A 15,227-nucleotide genomic window follows, 5' to 3' on the forward strand; every position below is an offset into this window, starting at 1 on the left:
GGGCCCAACCACTGCGCAGCGTCGCGCGCCGCCGCTGCCCGTGACAGGTCGCCGCGTCCAGGACGCGCCACGCATCCCCGCTGCTGCGCATCGCACGCGATGCTGGCAGCTGCTGCCGCCGTCGGCCCGCCGCATCCTGGTCGTCACGGCCCTCGCCTACGGCCTGCCCGCCCAGGCGCTGCAGGTGATCGAGGCCAGCGACGGCGTCGCCACTGAAGCCATCGTGTCGCTCAAGGAGCCGACGCGGCTGCGCATCGACGGCGCTGCGATCACCGACGTCTTCGGCAACATCCACTCCAGCCATTGCGGACCTGGCGCCACCGGGCCTGCGCCGGCGATGCCCGCTGCTGCACCAGGTGGTGCCCACGCCAGCAGCCTGGGCGGCCCGGTCAACGCGGCCGGTGACGTGATCGTCGCCTGCGACCGCGACAAGGGCGAGGTCTACCTGCGGCCGGTCGGCAACGGCACGCGCCCCATCAACCTGTTCGTGTCCTCGGCGACGGCCACCTACACGCTGCTGCTGCGCCGCGCCGACACGCCGGCCGACACCATCGTGATCCGGGACAAGACGCCCCGGGCGTTACGCCCCCAAGCACACGAGCAAACGCCAGCCGGCCCCGCCCCCAACCACGTGCGCACGATGAAGGCACTGCTGGTCGCGATGGTCTCGGACCGCGTGCCCTCAGATGTCCGCGTCGAGGAGGCGCAGCGGCCGCTGCAGCTCTGGGCCGAGACCCGCTTCACGCTGATGCGCCTGTACGAAGGCCGTGGCTTCGTCGGCGAGAAATACGCGCTGCAGAACATCGGTGCGGCGCCCATGGTGCTGGCCGAGCAGGAGTTCGACCGTGCCGCCGGTCGCGCTGGCGGCGAGGTCACGGGCATCGCCATCGAGCACCACAACCTGCGGCCGGGCGAATCCACCAGCGTCTACGTGCTGCGCCGGGGAAGCACGCGATGAACGGGCCGACACCGCACCCGGGTCCGGCCACGGCCAGTGCCCCGCATGCCAGGGGTGGCCTGCCGCAACGGCTGTCGCCACGGCAACGCCAGTACGCGCTGCTGGCGGCCATCGTGGCCGGCGGCGTGCTGCTGCTGTGGCTGGTGTTCAGCTTCTCGGCCGCGCAGCCGTCGGCCGGGGCTGCGCGCCAACGCCCCACGCAGCCGGGCGACGTGACCAACATCGGTGTGATGCCGCCCGGGTCCCAGGTCAACCCGGTCGACCAATGGGTCGGCACCGCTGGCCGCAAGCTGGCGCAGTACGAGACCGAGCGCGAGGAACAGGGCCGGCTCAACAAGGACCGCCAGGCCTTCGAGGCGCGCACGATGCAGCGCTTCTCCGAGCTTGAGCAGCGCCTGACGGCCGGCCAGTCCGCCGCAGCACCGGTGCCGGCACCTGCCCCACCACCGGTGGCATCCCCGGCAGCCCAGGCCTCCAGTCCGACCACGATGCCACCGGCTGCTGCACTGCCACCCCGGCTTCCCCTGGCCACAGGCACCACTGGCGCCATGCCGGCCGGCCCGCCGCCTGCGCTGGTACCGCCCGCACCGCCGACGCCGGCCATCACGCGCATCTCGCTGGCCGAACGCAGGACGGCTTCTGCCGATCTCGACGCAGCAGGCAGCCGCAACGTTGAAGGCTCGCGCGCCAAGGACGCCCCGCGCACGGTCGCCACCTACCTGCCCGTCAGCTTCACACGCGGCATCCTGCTGGGCGGCCTGGACGCGCCCACCGGCGGCCAGTCCCAGTCGAACCCGCACCCGGTGCTGGTCCGCCTGTCCGACAACAGCGTGCTGCCGAACCAGTTCCGCGGCGAATACCGCGAGTGCTTCGTGGTCGCGGCCGGCTACGGCGACATCAGCTCGGAGCGCGCTTACCTGCGCACCGAAAGCCTGTCCTGCGTGCGCGGCGACGGCTTGTCGTTGGAAGTGCGGATCCAGGGCACGGTCTACGGCGAAGACGGCAAGGTCGGCATGCGCGGCCGGCTGGTGACCAAGCAGGGCCAGATGCTGGCCAACGCACTGTTGGCCGGCGTGGTCAGCGGCATCGGCCAGGGCCTCTCCACGGCGAACACCAGCTACAGCAGCTCGCCATTGGGCACGATCGCCAGCACCGACAGCAACGCCGACGCCTACCGCGCGGGCCTGGGCAGCGGCGTCGGCAAGGCGCTGGACCGCCTGGCGCAGTACTACATCAAGTTGGCCGAGAACACTTTCCCGGTGATCGAGGTCGATGCCGGCCGGCAGATCGACGTGGTGATCACCAAGGGCGTGCGCATCGATGTGCCGATGACGGCCATGACGGGCGCGATCACACGTCCCGGCGGTAGCCATGGCACCCGTTCCCTGGAGCCTACCGATGACCAAGCCTACTGACCGCGAACGGCCGCGCACCGGCCGTGATACTTCCATGGCGCTCGGTGCCGCTGTGGGCGCGGTCCTCTGCGCCGCGCTCTACGCACCGCTGCCTGCGCTGGCCGACCCCGAGGCCGCCCGGCTGCTGGGCACGCTGCGCCAGGCCCATCCCGGCACCCAGTTCACCGAGGTGACCCGCACGGAGGTGCCGGGCTTCTACGAGGTCTGGATGAACGGCAATGTCGCCTACGTCCACGCGACCACGCCGCGCTACTTCCTGTTTGGACGGCTGTTCGACACGCAGGCCATGCGCGACCTGACCGGACCGAAGCTGGCGCAGCGCGTGGATGAGGCGCCGACCGATCCCACCGACGGACCACCTCCGGTGGCCATCGACCAGTTGCCGCTGGCCGACGCCATCACGGTCCGACGCGGCAACGGGCAGCGACGCGTGGTCGTCTTCAGCGATCCCAGCTGCGGCTACTGCAAGCAACTGGAAGCCGAACTGGCCACGTTGAACGACGTGACGATCCACACCTTCCTCGTGCCGTTTCAGGGCGAAGCGCGGCCGGTCGCGATCTGGTGCGCCGCCGACCGCCAGCACGCCTGGCACCAGTGGATGCTGCAGGGTGATGCCAGCGCGCAGCAGCCGAACGCGCGCTGCGAACACCCGGTCGCCCGCAACCTGGCGCTGGCGCGTTCGTTGCGCGTGCAGGGAACGCCCACGCTGTTCTGGGCCGATGGCTCACGGACCGATGGGTATGTGGACCGGGCGGTGCTGCAGGCACGGCTGGCGAGTGCCACACAGAGCGCCACGGCCAACGCGGGGCAGCGGCCATGAGAACCACCCTGCTGCTCAATTTGGCCCTACTGCTGGCTGGCTGCGTCAACATGTCCGGGCTGGATGGCGAATCTCGGTACGCCTGCGCGGCGCCCGATGGCGTGGCCTGCGATTCGGTGTCGGGCACCTACGCGAACGCTGTGCATCACAACCTGCCGAGCCAGCGTGCGGCAGCGCCAGCGGGTGGGCCGCGCGCGGCCGCACCCGCCGGTGCCGCTTCGGCCTCCACCACTGCAGCGCCCTCGCGACCGGTGCTGACCGGGGCGTTGCCAGCCATAGCCGAGCCTGGCGCCGAATCTCTGGCCGGGACCGCACTGCGCTCGCCGCCACGCGTGCTGCGTCTGTGGACCAAGCCCTGGGAAGACGCCGACGGCGACCTCTGGGACCAGGGCTATGTCTACGTGCAGGTCGACAGCGGGCGCTGGCAGCTCGACCATGTGCAGCAGCGCATCCGCGACCGCTATGTGCCGCTGCAGCCGCCGCCCAACCTGCCCATCAGCGCGCCGCCGGGTGCCGGGTCCAGGGACGCACCGCCCGCAGAGGCGGAGCAACCCGGCGCGTCGCTGCCCGACAGCCTCTCGCGCAGCGGTCCGTCCTCGCCGTTCGGCAGCTTCCCATCGTTGCCGCGCTTGCCTGGACTTCCGGGTCAGCCCAGCGCGCGCCAGCCTTGAACCGTCAGGCACTCACCATGCACACCGACACACACCCCCCTGCGGACCGCGCTCCGCGTCCCTCCTGGCCCTGGGCCTTCGACACCAGCACACCGGCCGAGCAGTTCGCCGGCTGGTTGCCTTACGCCGGCTATCTGGCCGAGGAACGCCTGTTCGTGAACCGCGACGGCCTGGGCTTCCTGCTGGAGCTGATGCCGCAGTCGGGTGCCGATGAGCGCATGGCCGAGGTATTGGTGTCGCTCTACGCCAACTGCCCACCACAGACCGGCCTGCAATTCCACCTGTTCGCCTCGCCCCACATCCGCCAGCAGTTGCGTCAATACACGAATCTGCGCGTGGAGGACGCCGACCAGGCCGAGCGCGCCCAGCCCTTCGGCCGGCCGGTGCCCGACGAGAACCTGTTCCGCAAGCTCGCCCGCCAGCGCGTGCACCACCTGCTGCACGGCACCCAGGCCTCGCTGACATCGGGCTTCCACTACACACTGCGCGACTTCCGACTGATGCTGAGCGTGACGGTCCCGGGCGATGGCGACGACCTGGCCCGGCGCGAGGCGTTGCTGACGCTGCGCGACGCCATGGCCGCCACGCTACGCTCGGCCATGCTGCCCAACCGCGTCTGCGACGCCAGCGACCTGATCAACTGGTGCGCGCTGTTCACCAACCCGGACCGCATCGCGCATTCGGACCATCCGGACCTGAACTTCGACGACGACCGGCAGCTGCACTACGACGACGGCCGCGAGATCCGGGACCAGATCGTCGATTTCGACACCATCCAGGACCCGCACCCAGGCGGCCTGACGCTGTGGAAGGAGACCAGCGCCGACGTGTTGGAGGCCCGCTTCTACTCGATCAAGAGCTTCCCGGAACGCTTTGCGCTGTGGTAGATGGGCTCGCTGATCGGCGATCTGATGCAGCCGGCGCTGCAGTACAGCGCGCCGTTCCTGATCACGCTGGGCGTGCACATGCTGGACCCCAACGCCACCAAGTCCATCATCACGGCCAACCACGTGCGGGCGACACAGAACGCCAAGTCCAAGATGGCCGACGTCATGCCGGATGTGCGCAAGAAGCTGGACGACTGGGCGGCCGCCGCGAACGCCGTCGACACCGGTGGCAGCCTGGTGAGCCTGTACCACCAGTTGGCGATCTTCACGCACCCGGACAAGGCCGCGGCCGCGCACGAAGCCGCCAACGCGATCTGGCGCGCACGCGGCTTCCAGCTCAACGCCGACGCCTACATGCACCGCCAGGCGCTGCTGGCCAGCCTGCCCATGACCTTGAGCCCGCGCATGCACAAGGATCTGGCCAAGATGCGCCGCGTCACGCGCAAGACCATGTCCAACGCCATCCACCTGGCGCCGCTGATCGCGGAATGGCGCGGCACCCGCACGCCGGCCCTGGTGTTCGGCGGCCGGCGCGGCCAGCTCATGACGCTGGACCTGTTCGACAACGACCTGGGCAACTACAACTTCGCGATCATCGGCGCGCCCGGCTCCGGCAAGTCCGTGCTGATGAACGAGCTGGCCTGGTCCTACCGCGCGATCGGCGCCAAGGTCTGGATGCTGGACCTGGGCAGATCCTTTGAAAAACTGTGCCGCAAGGCGCGCGGCACCTACATCGAGTTCCGGCCCGATGTGAACCTGTGCCTGAACCCGTTCACGATCGTGCGCGACATCCACGAGGACATCGACATGCTGGTGCCCGGCATCGCCAAGATGTGCTCGATGCAGCACCAGCTCGATGAGGTGCAATACAAGGCGATCTCGGCCATGGTGCTGCAGCTGTGGCGCGCCCACGGCCAGGACCTGACGGTCACCGGCCTGCGCGACGCCTTCAAGACCGGCAGCATGCCGGAGCTCGGCGTGGTCAACGACCAGCGCATCAAGGACCTGGCCATCATGCTGAACCCGTATGCGCGCGGTGGCCAGTACGAGCGCTTTTTTGAGGGCAAAGCCAACGTCGACTTCAGCAACGACTTCGTCGTCATCGAGAACGAAGAGCTGAAGCGCCGGCCGGACCTGCACGCGGTCGTCAACATCCTGCTGCTGCACCAGATCACCGGCGAGATGTACCTGACGCGCAACCGGCGCAAGGTGCTGTTCATCGATGAACTCAAGCAGCAACTCGGCGACATCGGCGCCGACGATCCGGTCAAAGCGGCTGTCGTGGAGGAAGCCGCCCGCCGTGCTCGCAAATACGGCGGCGCGCTGGGCACGGCCACCCAGAGCGCCGACGACTACTACGGCTCGGCCCAGATGGAGGCCGCCTTCAACTGCTCGGACTGGGTGTTCCTGCTGCGCCAGAAGCCCGAATCCATCGAGATGCTGGACCGCAAGGGCCGCCTGACCATGGACGAGCCCAAGAAGCGCCTGCTGAATTCGCTGCGCACCGAGGCCGGGGTGTTCTCGGAGCTGTACATCTCCTCGCCCGTGGGTGAAGGCGTGGCGCGTAACATCCTGGACCCGGCCACGCACCTGCTGTTCTCGAACAAGCTGGAGGACAACGCACCGATCGATGCGCTGCGCGCGCAGGGTCTGTCAATCGACGAGGCCATCACCGAGCTGCTGCGGCAGCGGGGATTGACGCTGTGACCACGCTGCTGTCCCGTGCCCTGGGTACCGCCACGGTCTCGGCGTTGGTCGCCGGCGCGGGCCTGGCTGCCTACGACCGCTGGATCGTGCGGCCGGCCTTGGCCATCGGCACGGTGGACCTGGCCGAGGTCTACCGCGCCAAGGAAGCGCAGTTCACCCAATTGCTGACCGCCACCGGCAGCGAGGAGCACAAGCAGCAGGCGCTCGCCCTGGCGCGCAGCTTCTCGCAGCGGCTGCCGGCGGCGTTGGACGAACTGCCACGCGAGTGCGGCTGCCTGGTGGTGCTGCGCACGGCCGTGGTCGGCAGCCCGCACGCGCGGGATCTGACGCCGGCGTTGCGCCGCAAGGTGGAGCTGCCATGAGCCACGACCTGGCGCCCCCTCCCGCCTCTCAGCCCCGCCGCTTGGTCGACCTGCGCGGCCTGCTCGGCCACATGCGCCTGCGTTGGTACCTGTACACCCCGGTCCTTGCGATCTGGGCTTTCGCGTACACCCGCCTGTTCGTCGACCCGACGCCTCGGCTGCCGCTACTGTTCAACTGGACGCCCAGCCTGCCCTACCACGTGGCCTGGCTGCACAGCAGCACGGCACCCCCGCAGCGTGGCGATCTGGTCGTGTACCGCTTCGACGGGCCGGCGCAGACGCGCTACCCCGGCCTGCGCGCGCAGCCGTTCTTCAAGCGCGTGTGTGGGCTGCCGGGGGACGTCGTGACGGTGCGGGACCGGCTGGTGCGGGTCAACGGTGCGTCCGTCGGCCTGGCCAAGACACACGCATTCGACCGGCAGCCTCTGGCGCCGATCGCGCCGCTGGTGATTCCGGCCGGCCACTACTTCGTGCAGGGCACAGCGGCTGACAGCTTCGACTCGCGCTACCGCGACAGCGGACTGGTGCGGGCGGATCAGCTGCTGGGTGTGGTGGTGCCGCTGTTCTGAGGGGCCGAGATCATGCGGATCCACGCCACCCACGCTACCTCCACCATCGGGCCCCAGGCCACGCATGCCGCGCCACCCCTTGCCGCCGTGCTTGGCTGCCTGCTGACCGTCTGCACGCACGGAAATGCCCTTGCGCAGACCAGCCCGGCCCAGGGTCCGCTGACCACCATGGCAAGTCCTTCGTCCACCGACGACCGGGAGCTCGCCGACTATCTCGCGCTGCTGCAGCGCATCGCGCTGGCCTCGGAGACCGGCGCCCGGACGTACGTGGCCGCCATCCGATTGCGCTGTGGCCTGGCCCTGGATGCCGCAGGCCTGCGCCGCGCGATGGCGCTGCAAGGCGGTGATCCCGCGCTGATGGGCCTGATCCGCGCAGCGGCGACGCAGGACCGCATGGCCCGGCACCAGGCGGTAGCGCAGCTCCAGTGCCCGCGCGAGGAGCGCCGATGAGCTCGCTCGCTTGTCTCCGCTGGTTTGCTTGGACACTGGTTGCGGCCGGACTGCCGGCCCCGGCGATCGACTTGGGAACCATCGGCCCCACCTACCCCATTGCCGAGCCGCATCTGCTGCAGATGATCGAGCAGCGCCTGCGCGAGAAGGAACGCAGCGGCGAGCTGGCCCGCATCGAGGACCAGGCCCGCGCGCGCGGCATCGCGGCCGTGCGGCAACCCGCCGCCGTCGAGGGCGTGCGCACGACGACGGTGGCGCGCAGCTTCCATGTCGATCCGAGCATCACGCTGGACCAGAACATCGTCGGCGCCCAGGGCGAGCTGCTGTTCGCCGCCGGCACGCGCGCCAATCCGCTGGACGTCGTGTCGCTGTCCCGCCCGCTGCTGTTCTTCGACGCCCGCGACAGCCGCCAGGTCCGCCAGGCGCGCGTGCTGATGGCCCGAACTCCAGCCCGGATCAAACCGGTCCTGACGGCAGGCTCCTACCTGGACCTGATGCAGTCCTGGCGCGTGCCCGTCTACTACGACCAGCACGGCCGGCTGACGCAGCGCCTGGGCATCACCCAGGTACCGGCGCTGGTGTCGCAGGAAGGTCGGCGTCTGCGGATCGACGAATTGGAGGTTGTGCCATGAAACAGCGACCGTGGGCCCGCCGGTGGTCGTGGTGGCGATGGCTGGCCGGACTCGCCCTGGCGGTCAGTGCCACATCCGTCGGGGCGACCACCTGCACCGGCAAGTTCCCCAACCCGATCACCGACATCTGCTGGAGCTGCATCCTGCCGATCAGCATCGGCGCGGCGCGCGTCGGCAACTTCGGCGACCAGGAGGACATTGCCAATCCCGCAGCCCCGCTGTGCAGCTGCGGCGTGAACCCGGTGCTCGGCCTGTCGGTCGGCTTCTGGGAGCCGGCGCGCCATGTGGAGGTGGTGCGCAAACCGTTTTGCCTGAGCGCACTGGGCGGCATCGACCTGAACCCGGGCCTGCCTGCACCCGAGGCCGCGCGCTTCACACGGCCGGAAGGCGATGGCGACGGTGGCAGCTTCTACCAGGCGCACTACTACGCGAACCCGGTGCTGTATTACCTGGGCGTCGTGACGGATTCTCCTTGTCTGGAGCGCGGGTCATTTGACCTGGCCTACCTGACCGAGGTCGACCCGCTGTGGGCCGACGACGAGCTGAGCCTGATCCTGCACCCGGACGCGCTGCTGTTTGCCAACCCCGTCGCCGTCGCGGCCTGCGCGGCCGACTGCGTGGCCGCCACCGCCGGCTTCGGCATCCCCGAACTGTTCTGGTGCGCGGGCTGTCAAGGCGGCGTCTATCCCATGAACGGCCACGTGCCCTACCACCTGGGCGGCGTGCGCACCGCCGCGCTGATCGCACAGCGCCTGACGGCCAAGCTGCACCGCGAGCTGATCGCCTGGGGCTGGCACGGCACGCCGGGTCTGTGTGGGCCGTACTTTGCGCCGGTCATGGACAAGACGGCCTACAAGACGCAGCTGACGCATCCGATTCCGAACACGGCCCAGGAGGCCGGCAAGTGCTGCCAGCCATTCGGCCGCACCACGGTGACCTGGGGCGCGGGGAAGGAGTTCCCGGTCCGGGGCGAGGACTTCGGCTTCATGCTGTTTCGCAAAAGGAACTGCTGTGTGGGGTACTGACCGTCCAAGCGCTGGCAGCCGCATCGCGCGACTTGCGCGCCACGCGGCAGCCCTCGTGGCCCTGGCGTGGCTCGCGCAGGCGAGCGCGCAGGCGCCGACCATCACCGACGCCGACATCGACCGTCTGCGCCGTGCCCAGCCGGTGCTGACCGAGCGCGACATCCATGAGGCACATCGCCGACACGGCGGGACGGGCGCGGACGCGTCGGACCCCGCTGCAAGCCCTGCACCACTCCGGCTCGACGCCCTGCCCCAACCGCGCACGAACACACCACTCGACCTGGAAGCCATCGCACGCGGCTACGGTGCGTCCACCGCATCCCTCGGCACGGCAGCGGGTCTGCACCCAGGCCCTGGCCTAATGGTGTTCATCAGCCTGACAGTGCCGCGGCCGACGCTGGACCGCCTGCTCGACCAAGCTGCACGCGCCGGCGCCACCGTGGTGTTGCGCGGCTTCGTGCAGGGCTCGCTGCGCACCACGGTCGCCGCGTTGCAGGGGCTGATCGGCCAGCGCCGGATCGCCGTGCAGATCGATCCACCGGCCTTCGACCGCTTCGCCGTCACGCACGTCCCCAGCTTTGTGCTGGTGCGCGATGGCGCGCGCCCGGTGTCCTGCGTCAGCGGCACCTGCGCGGCACCGGAGGCCTTCGTGAAGGCGGCCGGCGACGTTAGCCTGGACCATGCGCTGGACCACATGCAACGGGCTGCGCCCGCGTTCCAGGCCGACGCAGCGCTGTTCCTGGCCCGGCTACGGCCGTGAGGGATTGGTCATGCCGCCGCGTCTCCTGTCCTGCCTGCACCGTGCGGTTGTGTGGTGCACGCTGGGCTGTTTCGTCGTCACCCAGGCGGCTGCCCAGTCGCAGGCCCACCAGGAAGGACTGGCCGCAGGCCAGGCGGTGCAATCCGTCGTCCGCGGCGGCATCACCACATCGGGTGCTTCGGCCGTGGTGCCGGGCTACACCATCGCACCACCCGAGCGCGCCCACTATGGACAACCCAACTTGTCGGGCGCCAGCAGCAGCCGACTGGCCGCGTGCGCACTGACACCGGGCGACCCCGTCTGCCAGGCACTGCTGGGCGCCCAGGCCTCCGCCCAGACACCGCGCGCACCGGTCCTGCCGTATGACCCCGCCGTACTCGGGGCGCGCCGCGTCGCGGCGAACCCTGGTGCGGTGCTGGAAGACCTCGGCAGCTTCTACCGCGGCTGCCAGGTCGACACGGTGCCGACGGCCGCGACCGAGCCCCGGATCTGCCACCAAGGCGCGGGCGCGACCACTGCAGCGTGCGCGCGCACGCTGACCGTCGAGGTCGAGCGCACCGACAGTTGCGCACCGGGATCGTGGTCCGTGTTGGGCGGATCCGGTGACTTGCAACTCGCCGTGCAGTGCCTGCCCGACCAGCCCCAACAGCGGTTGCGCGCGACAGATCGCCAGGCCGCGCCGCTGTACTTCAACCTCGACGTGGGGGCCGCACGGGCGTTCCCGCAGCCGGTGCAGCCGCTGTCCCCGACTGCATGGGGGGACACCGGGCGGTCGCTGTGGATCGTCGGCGAGGTGTGCGCCGGCCACGACTGCCAGATGACGGGCTACGTGGCGGAACCATCGCGACGCGTCTGCCGAGCCGAAGGCGAGTCGGCCGAGGTCTGCACAGACGAACCCCCGTTCATCGAGGACGCGAGCCGGCCCGGCGCCGGCTACCGCGTGAACCCTCTGTACGGCCACAACCCGGCGCTGTCGCTGCGCTTCACGCGCCCGCACACGACCGCGACAGAGATCGACCGCTGGGATGACCGGTGCCCGGCAGCGGCCAGCGACAGCCGGTGCCGCGTCGCGGCTGCGGCACGCTGCGTCGACGGCCCAGCGACCAAACTGATCGACGGCGTGCCGGTCACGCGGGCCTGCTGGCGCTACGACACCGCGCTGTCCTGCCATTCCGGTGCCGCGACGGATGAATGCGCGCCCCTGGCGGCGGCGGGCTGCACGCCGACCGCCTCCGTGTGCCGCCAGACGAATCCAGCCACCGGCGCCTGTGACCTCACCGAGAACACCTACGCCTGCCCCGTGGCCCCCGCCACGGCGGCCACGGCGCGCAACTGCCCGGCCGACGTGTTCTGCGTGGCCGGCAGTTGCTTCAGCACCGCGCACCCGCCGGACGCCGATTTCGCGCGCACGATGACCTTCCTCGAAGCCGCGCGTGAGGCCGGGGTCTACATGGATACGGACCGCCTGGAGGTGTTCCGTGGCGAGCCCAACCGCTGCCGGGACCGCATGCTGAAGAACTGTTGCATGACCGACGCGGCCGGCCGCAGCATGTCCAACCAGAGCATCTACGGCGTCGGTTCGCGGCTGGTCTACGACGTGTTGATGAACGCAGGCAACCGCGAGTTTCTGTACCACGGCACGCAGGCGCTGCTGACCAGTGGCGGCTTCAGCGGCAGCTTCTCCAGCTATGGCGTGACGGTGGCCGTCAACGGCACCGCCCTGCCTGCCGGCTCGTCGGTTCTGTATGCCGGCGAGAGCCTGGTGATCGCGTTCGACCCGTGGAGCCTGGTCATCGCCATTGTGATCTACGTCGTGATGGCCGCGCTGTCCTGCGACGCCGAGGAAGGCCAGCTGGCCATGAAGGAAGGCGCTCGGCTGTGCCATGCGGTGGGCACCTACTGCTCGTCCTGCATCAGAGTGCACGGGCGCTGCGTGTCATGCCGCACCTACACCACCAACAAGTGCTGCTTCAACTCGGCCCTGGCCCGCATCATCCAGCAGCAAGGCCGCCAGCAGCTGGGCAAGTCCTGGGGTGGTGCCGGTAACCCCGACTGTTCGGGGTTCACCGTCGCGCAGCTGCAGAGCCTGGACTTCGGGCACATGGACCTCAGCGAGTTCTATGCGTCCATCGTGCCGACGCTGCCGAATGCGGCGGCCGTCCAGGCCGGGAACACGGGCAAGGCGGGTGACTGCTACTACGGCGAGGGGCGGTGCCCGTGATAGCCCACCATGTCGCCGCCCTGCGTGTCGCCCTGCGCGCCTCGCTGCACCTGGCCCTGGTGCTGGCCATGCTGTGGGTGCAGCTGGCCCCACGGGCCGAGCCCGTTCGCAGCCCAGTGACCGATGCGCGACCAGTGATGCTGGCGGCCCTGCAGTCATCGGACGGCACGGCGCATGGCGTGCTGACCGGATCGATGGCCGAAGCGATCACGCGGCAGTTCCGGGCGATCTCGCCAATCTTGATCGACGTATCGACCGTAAAGCGCTACCAGCAAACCGGCTGCAGCCGCCTGAAGGTGCTGATCTGGCAGGACGGCGTGCATCTGCCCGAGACCTCCGCACCACGCCGGCAGACCATCGAGTTCGGCATCGACTACTGCCTGGATGGGCTGCCTCCGCGCTCGCGATCGTGAAGGTGTGACATGGCCATAGGTGTTCATCGTCTTTTCCTGCTGCTGGCCAGTGCATGGCTGGGCATGGGCATGGCGCTGGCTCAGGGCCAGTCGCCTGCGAGTTCCGACGGCGTCCAGCCGCCGTACTGGGTTGACAGGTGGCGCGGCTGGCATTTCTACGAAGAGCCGGCGCTCGATGCGGACAGTCCCGCAGCTCCCCCAGCACTGCGAATCCCTGCAGCGCCCACACTACCGGCACGCCCCGCCGAACTGATCGCCTTCGAACGGCTGCAGAAGAGCCTGGAGGAGACGCGCAACATCGCCATCATGCGGCCGACCGAGCCCAACGTGCGCCGCTACATGGAACTGGAGATGCAGGTCGTCAGCCGCGCCTCGTACTTCGCGGACGTGGCGCAGCGCGTGGCCTGGGCCACACCGTCGCTGGATCCGACGCTGTACGGCCGGCCCGTCAACGCGACTGCGCTCGATGTGTTCGAACGGCAGCAGCAGACCGAGCGCTCCGCGTCCGTGGCGCGCCTGGGCCAGGACCATGTGCTGTTCTTCTTCTTCCGCTCGGACTGCCCTTACTGCCATGCATTCGCGCCCGTGCTGAAAGCCTTGGAGGCGCGGCATGGCCTGCAGGTCGTGGCCATCAGCGTCGACGGTGGCCCGATGCCGGGCTTTCCGCAGGCACGCCGCGACAACGGCATTGCCACGACGCTGCAGGTGAGCCAGGTGCCGGCGGTGTTCCTGGCGCAGCCCAGCTCTGGAACGATCACCCCGATCGGCTTCGGCGTGCTGTCCGAGTCGCAGCTGCTGGAGCGCATTGCGATCGTGATGTCGCCGGAGAACCAGGCCATGGTGCCTGGCACGACACGGCGGCTCGCACTTCCATAGGAGGTCCCATGCACTTGTCCGATCCCCCTCCGGCCAGTCGACGCATGTTCGCGGTCTTCCTGGCCGCAACCCTGCTGGCCACTGCGACGCCCGGTCGCGCCGACCTCAACAGTGAGGTCAACGACATGTTCAACAACCTGGGCGCGATCGGCAACTACACCGCACCGGGCGCCTTCCGTGGCCAGACCTACAACACCTACACCGGTGGCAATCTGATGATGCGCTCGCCCAACAAGGTCTACCAGCTCGCTGCCATCCAGTTCCCCAGCGCCAAGGCCGGCTGCGGCGGCATCGACGTATTCGGCGGCAGCTTCAGCCACATCTCTGCCGAGGAGTTCAAGAACATGCTGCGCAACATCACGGCGGCCCTGCCCGGCATCGCGTTCCAGCTGGCCCTCGAAGCCGTCTCGCCGCTGCTGGGCGGCCTGACCAAGTGGGCCAAGGGCCTGGAGACCTGGATCAACAACGCGCGCATGAACTCCTGCGAGACCGCCAAGGCAATGGTCAGCACAGCGGCCGAGGCAGTCGGTTACAGCAGCCAGGAAAGCTGCGCGGATCTGGCGGTCGAGATGGGGCTGGAAAGTGACCGCGACGCGGCACGCCGGCGCTGCGCGACCAACCGGCCCGGCATCCTGGCGTCGGCCCGATCCTCCGGCGATGCCAACCTGCGGCACAAGGCCCCGTTCGTCGGCAACCTGACCTGGAAGGCGCTGCAGCACACCGGCAGCACGCTGAGCGACGACGAGCGTGAACTGATCATGAGCATGGTCGGCACGGTCATCTTCCATCCCGAAGAGTCCGGACGGGATCCGGATCCCATCGCCCCCGCGCTGACGTCCATCAGCCAGCTGCTGTATGGCCAGGCCGCCGGCACCGGCACGAACGTGGTCCAGCACCTCCTGCGCTGCAACAACGCCACGGACTGCGACACCGTGACCCTGAACACGGCCTACAGCCACCAGCCCTTCACCGCGCGGGTGGAAGCGTTGATGCGTTCCATCGCCGACAAGATCGCCACGCGCACCGCGATCCCGAACCACTCGGCCGAGGTCGGCTTCGTGAACCAGACGACGGAGCCGGTCTACAAGATGCTGTCGGTCGGCACCAGCATCCCGGGCTCGGGCCTGGCCGACAGCCTGATCGCCCAGTACCGGGACGTGATCGCGGCCGACTACGCCTACGTGTTCCTGGAGCGCAACCTGCGCGTGGGCATGGCGGCGCTGGCCAAGGACTACACGCTGCAGCAGGGCCAGCGCGAGCAGGCGCAGCAGATCCGCCAGCGCGCGCAGGCCATGCTGCTGGCGTTGTCGCAGGAGAAGAACCTGCTGTACCAGAAGGTCGGATCGTTCCGGGCCGTCGCCAGCCATCTGGAGCAGCTGGAGCGCCAGTTGCGCTCCAGCATGCCGCAGCACGTGATGGACATGCTGGGGCAGCAGGCGGCCCACGGCAGCCGATAGCGAC

General features: G+C 69.4%; 14 protein-coding genes and 1 pseudogene. All 15 read left to right on the forward strand.

Annotated elements, in window-relative coordinates; all coding sequences use genetic code 11:
* Positions 1–40: 40 nt before the first annotated feature.
* The 15 genes and pseudogenes from AC099J_RS21015 (at position 41) to AC099J_RS21085 (ending at position 15,223) form a co-directional block, all read left to right on the forward strand.
* The gene (locus tag AC099J_RS21015) at positions 41–958 is read left to right on the forward strand and encodes a type-F conjugative transfer system secretin TraK (protein ID WP_479617232.1); all 918 of its coding nucleotides are present in this window, start codon (positions 41–43) and stop codon (positions 956–958) included.
* Entirely contained in the window at positions 955–2,373 is a 1,419-nt protein-coding gene (locus AC099J_RS21020; protein ID WP_479617233.1) for a TraB/TrbI/VirB10 family type IV secretion system protein, read from the forward strand. Before AC099J_RS21015 ends, AC099J_RS21020 begins: the two co-directional genes overlap by 4 nt.
* Positions 2,357–3,193: a DsbC family protein gene (locus tag AC099J_RS21025; protein ID WP_479617234.1), complete on the forward strand. Its 837-nt coding sequence runs from the start codon at positions 2,357–2,359 to the stop codon at positions 3,191–3,193. Before AC099J_RS21020 ends, AC099J_RS21025 begins: the two co-directional genes overlap by 17 nt.
* Positions 3,190–3,864 carry a TraV family lipoprotein gene (locus AC099J_RS21030; RefSeq protein WP_479617235.1) on the forward strand — a complete coding sequence of 225 codons (675 nt, stop codon included), beginning with the start codon at positions 3,190–3,192 and terminating at the stop codon, positions 3,862–3,864. Before AC099J_RS21025 ends, AC099J_RS21030 begins: the two co-directional genes overlap by 4 nt.
* A 17-nt stretch (positions 3,865–3,881) precedes the next feature.
* Positions 3,882–6,458 (forward strand): annotated as a pseudogene (gene traC, locus AC099J_RS21035) (type IV secretion system protein TraC).
* Positions 6,455–6,820: a hypothetical protein gene (locus AC099J_RS21040; RefSeq protein ID WP_479617236.1), complete on the forward strand. Its 366-nt coding sequence runs from the start codon at positions 6,455–6,457 to the stop codon at positions 6,818–6,820. Before traC ends, AC099J_RS21040 begins: the two are co-directional and overlap by 4 nt.
* Entirely contained in the window at positions 6,817–7,389 is a 573-nt protein-coding gene (gene traF / locus AC099J_RS21045) for a conjugative transfer signal peptidase TraF (protein ID WP_479617237.1), read from the forward strand. The genes AC099J_RS21040 and traF (AC099J_RS21045) overlap by 4 nt, the downstream gene beginning before the upstream one ends.
* Positions 7,390–7,401: 12 nt before the next feature.
* Positions 7,402–7,839 carry a hypothetical protein gene (locus AC099J_RS21050; RefSeq protein ID WP_479617238.1) on the forward strand — a complete coding sequence of 146 codons (438 nt, stop codon included), beginning with the start codon at positions 7,402–7,404 and terminating at the stop codon, positions 7,837–7,839.
* Positions 7,836–8,471: a type-F conjugative transfer system protein TraW gene (gene traW, locus AC099J_RS21055; protein ID WP_479617239.1), complete on the forward strand. Its 636-nt coding sequence runs from the start codon at positions 7,836–7,838 to the stop codon at positions 8,469–8,471. The genes AC099J_RS21050 and traW overlap by 4 nt, the downstream gene beginning before the upstream one ends.
* Entirely contained in the window at positions 8,468–9,496 is a 1,029-nt protein-coding gene (locus AC099J_RS21060) for a TraU family protein (protein WP_479617240.1), read from the forward strand. Before traW ends, AC099J_RS21060 begins: the two co-directional genes overlap by 4 nt.
* Entirely contained in the window at positions 9,483–10,256 is a 774-nt protein-coding gene (gene trbC, locus AC099J_RS21065; RefSeq protein ID WP_479617241.1) for a type-F conjugative transfer system pilin assembly protein TrbC, read from the forward strand. The genes AC099J_RS21060 and trbC overlap by 14 nt, the downstream gene beginning before the upstream one ends.
* A gap of 10 nt (positions 10,257–10,266) precedes the next feature.
* A complete protein-coding gene (gene traN, locus AC099J_RS21070) occupies positions 10,267–12,477 on the forward strand; it encodes a type-F conjugative transfer system mating-pair stabilization protein TraN (protein WP_479617242.1) in 2,211 nt (736 codons plus the stop codon).
* Positions 12,474–12,890 (forward strand): hypothetical protein, encoded by a 417-nt coding sequence (locus tag AC099J_RS21075; protein WP_479617243.1) that lies wholly within the window; start codon positions 12,474–12,476, stop codon positions 12,888–12,890. Before traN ends, AC099J_RS21075 begins: the two co-directional genes overlap by 4 nt.
* Before the next feature lie 9 nt (positions 12,891–12,899).
* Positions 12,900–13,766 carry a conjugal transfer protein TraF gene (gene traF / locus AC099J_RS21080; protein WP_479617244.1) on the forward strand — a complete coding sequence of 289 codons (867 nt, stop codon included), beginning with the start codon at positions 12,900–12,902 and terminating at the stop codon, positions 13,764–13,766.
* An 8-nt stretch (positions 13,767–13,774) separates the two neighbouring features.
* Entirely contained in the window at positions 13,775–15,223 is a 1,449-nt protein-coding gene (locus AC099J_RS21085) for a conjugal transfer protein TraH (RefSeq protein WP_479617245.1), read from the forward strand.
* Positions 15,224–15,227: the final 4 nt, after the last annotated feature.

This window comes from Rhodoferax sp. RT4P68 (assembly GCF_056521305.1).

Excerpts from the sequence above, each read along its gene's own strand:
- AC099J_RS21030 (WP_479617235.1), top strand. The coding sequence starts at position 3,190 with ATGAGAACCACCCTGCTGCTCAATTTGGCCCTACTGCTGGCTGGCTGC.
- AC099J_RS21020 (WP_479617233.1), top strand. The coding sequence starts at position 955 with ATGAACGGGCCGACACCGCACCCGGGTCCGGCCACGGCCAGTGCCCCG.
- AC099J_RS21050 (WP_479617238.1), top strand. The coding sequence starts at position 7,402 with ATGCGGATCCACGCCACCCACGCTACCTCCACCATCGGGCCCCAGGCC.
- AC099J_RS21085 (WP_479617245.1), top strand. The coding sequence starts at position 13,775 with ATGCACTTGTCCGATCCCCCTCCGGCCAGTCGACGCATGTTCGCGGTC.
- AC099J_RS21025 (WP_479617234.1), top strand. The coding sequence starts at position 2,357 with ATGACCAAGCCTACTGACCGCGAACGGCCGCGCACCGGCCGTGATACT.
- traN (WP_479617242.1), top strand. The coding sequence starts at position 10,267 with ATGCCGCCGCGTCTCCTGTCCTGCCTGCACCGTGCGGTTGTGTGGTGC.
- traW (WP_479617239.1), top strand. The coding sequence starts at position 7,836 with ATGAGCTCGCTCGCTTGTCTCCGCTGGTTTGCTTGGACACTGGTTGCG.
- AC099J_RS21060 (WP_479617240.1), top strand. The coding sequence starts at position 8,468 with ATGAAACAGCGACCGTGGGCCCGCCGGTGGTCGTGGTGGCGATGGCTG.
- traF (WP_479617244.1), top strand. The coding sequence starts at position 12,900 with ATGGCCATAGGTGTTCATCGTCTTTTCCTGCTGCTGGCCAGTGCATGG.
- traF (WP_479617237.1), top strand. The coding sequence starts at position 6,817 with ATGAGCCACGACCTGGCGCCCCCTCCCGCCTCTCAGCCCCGCCGCTTG.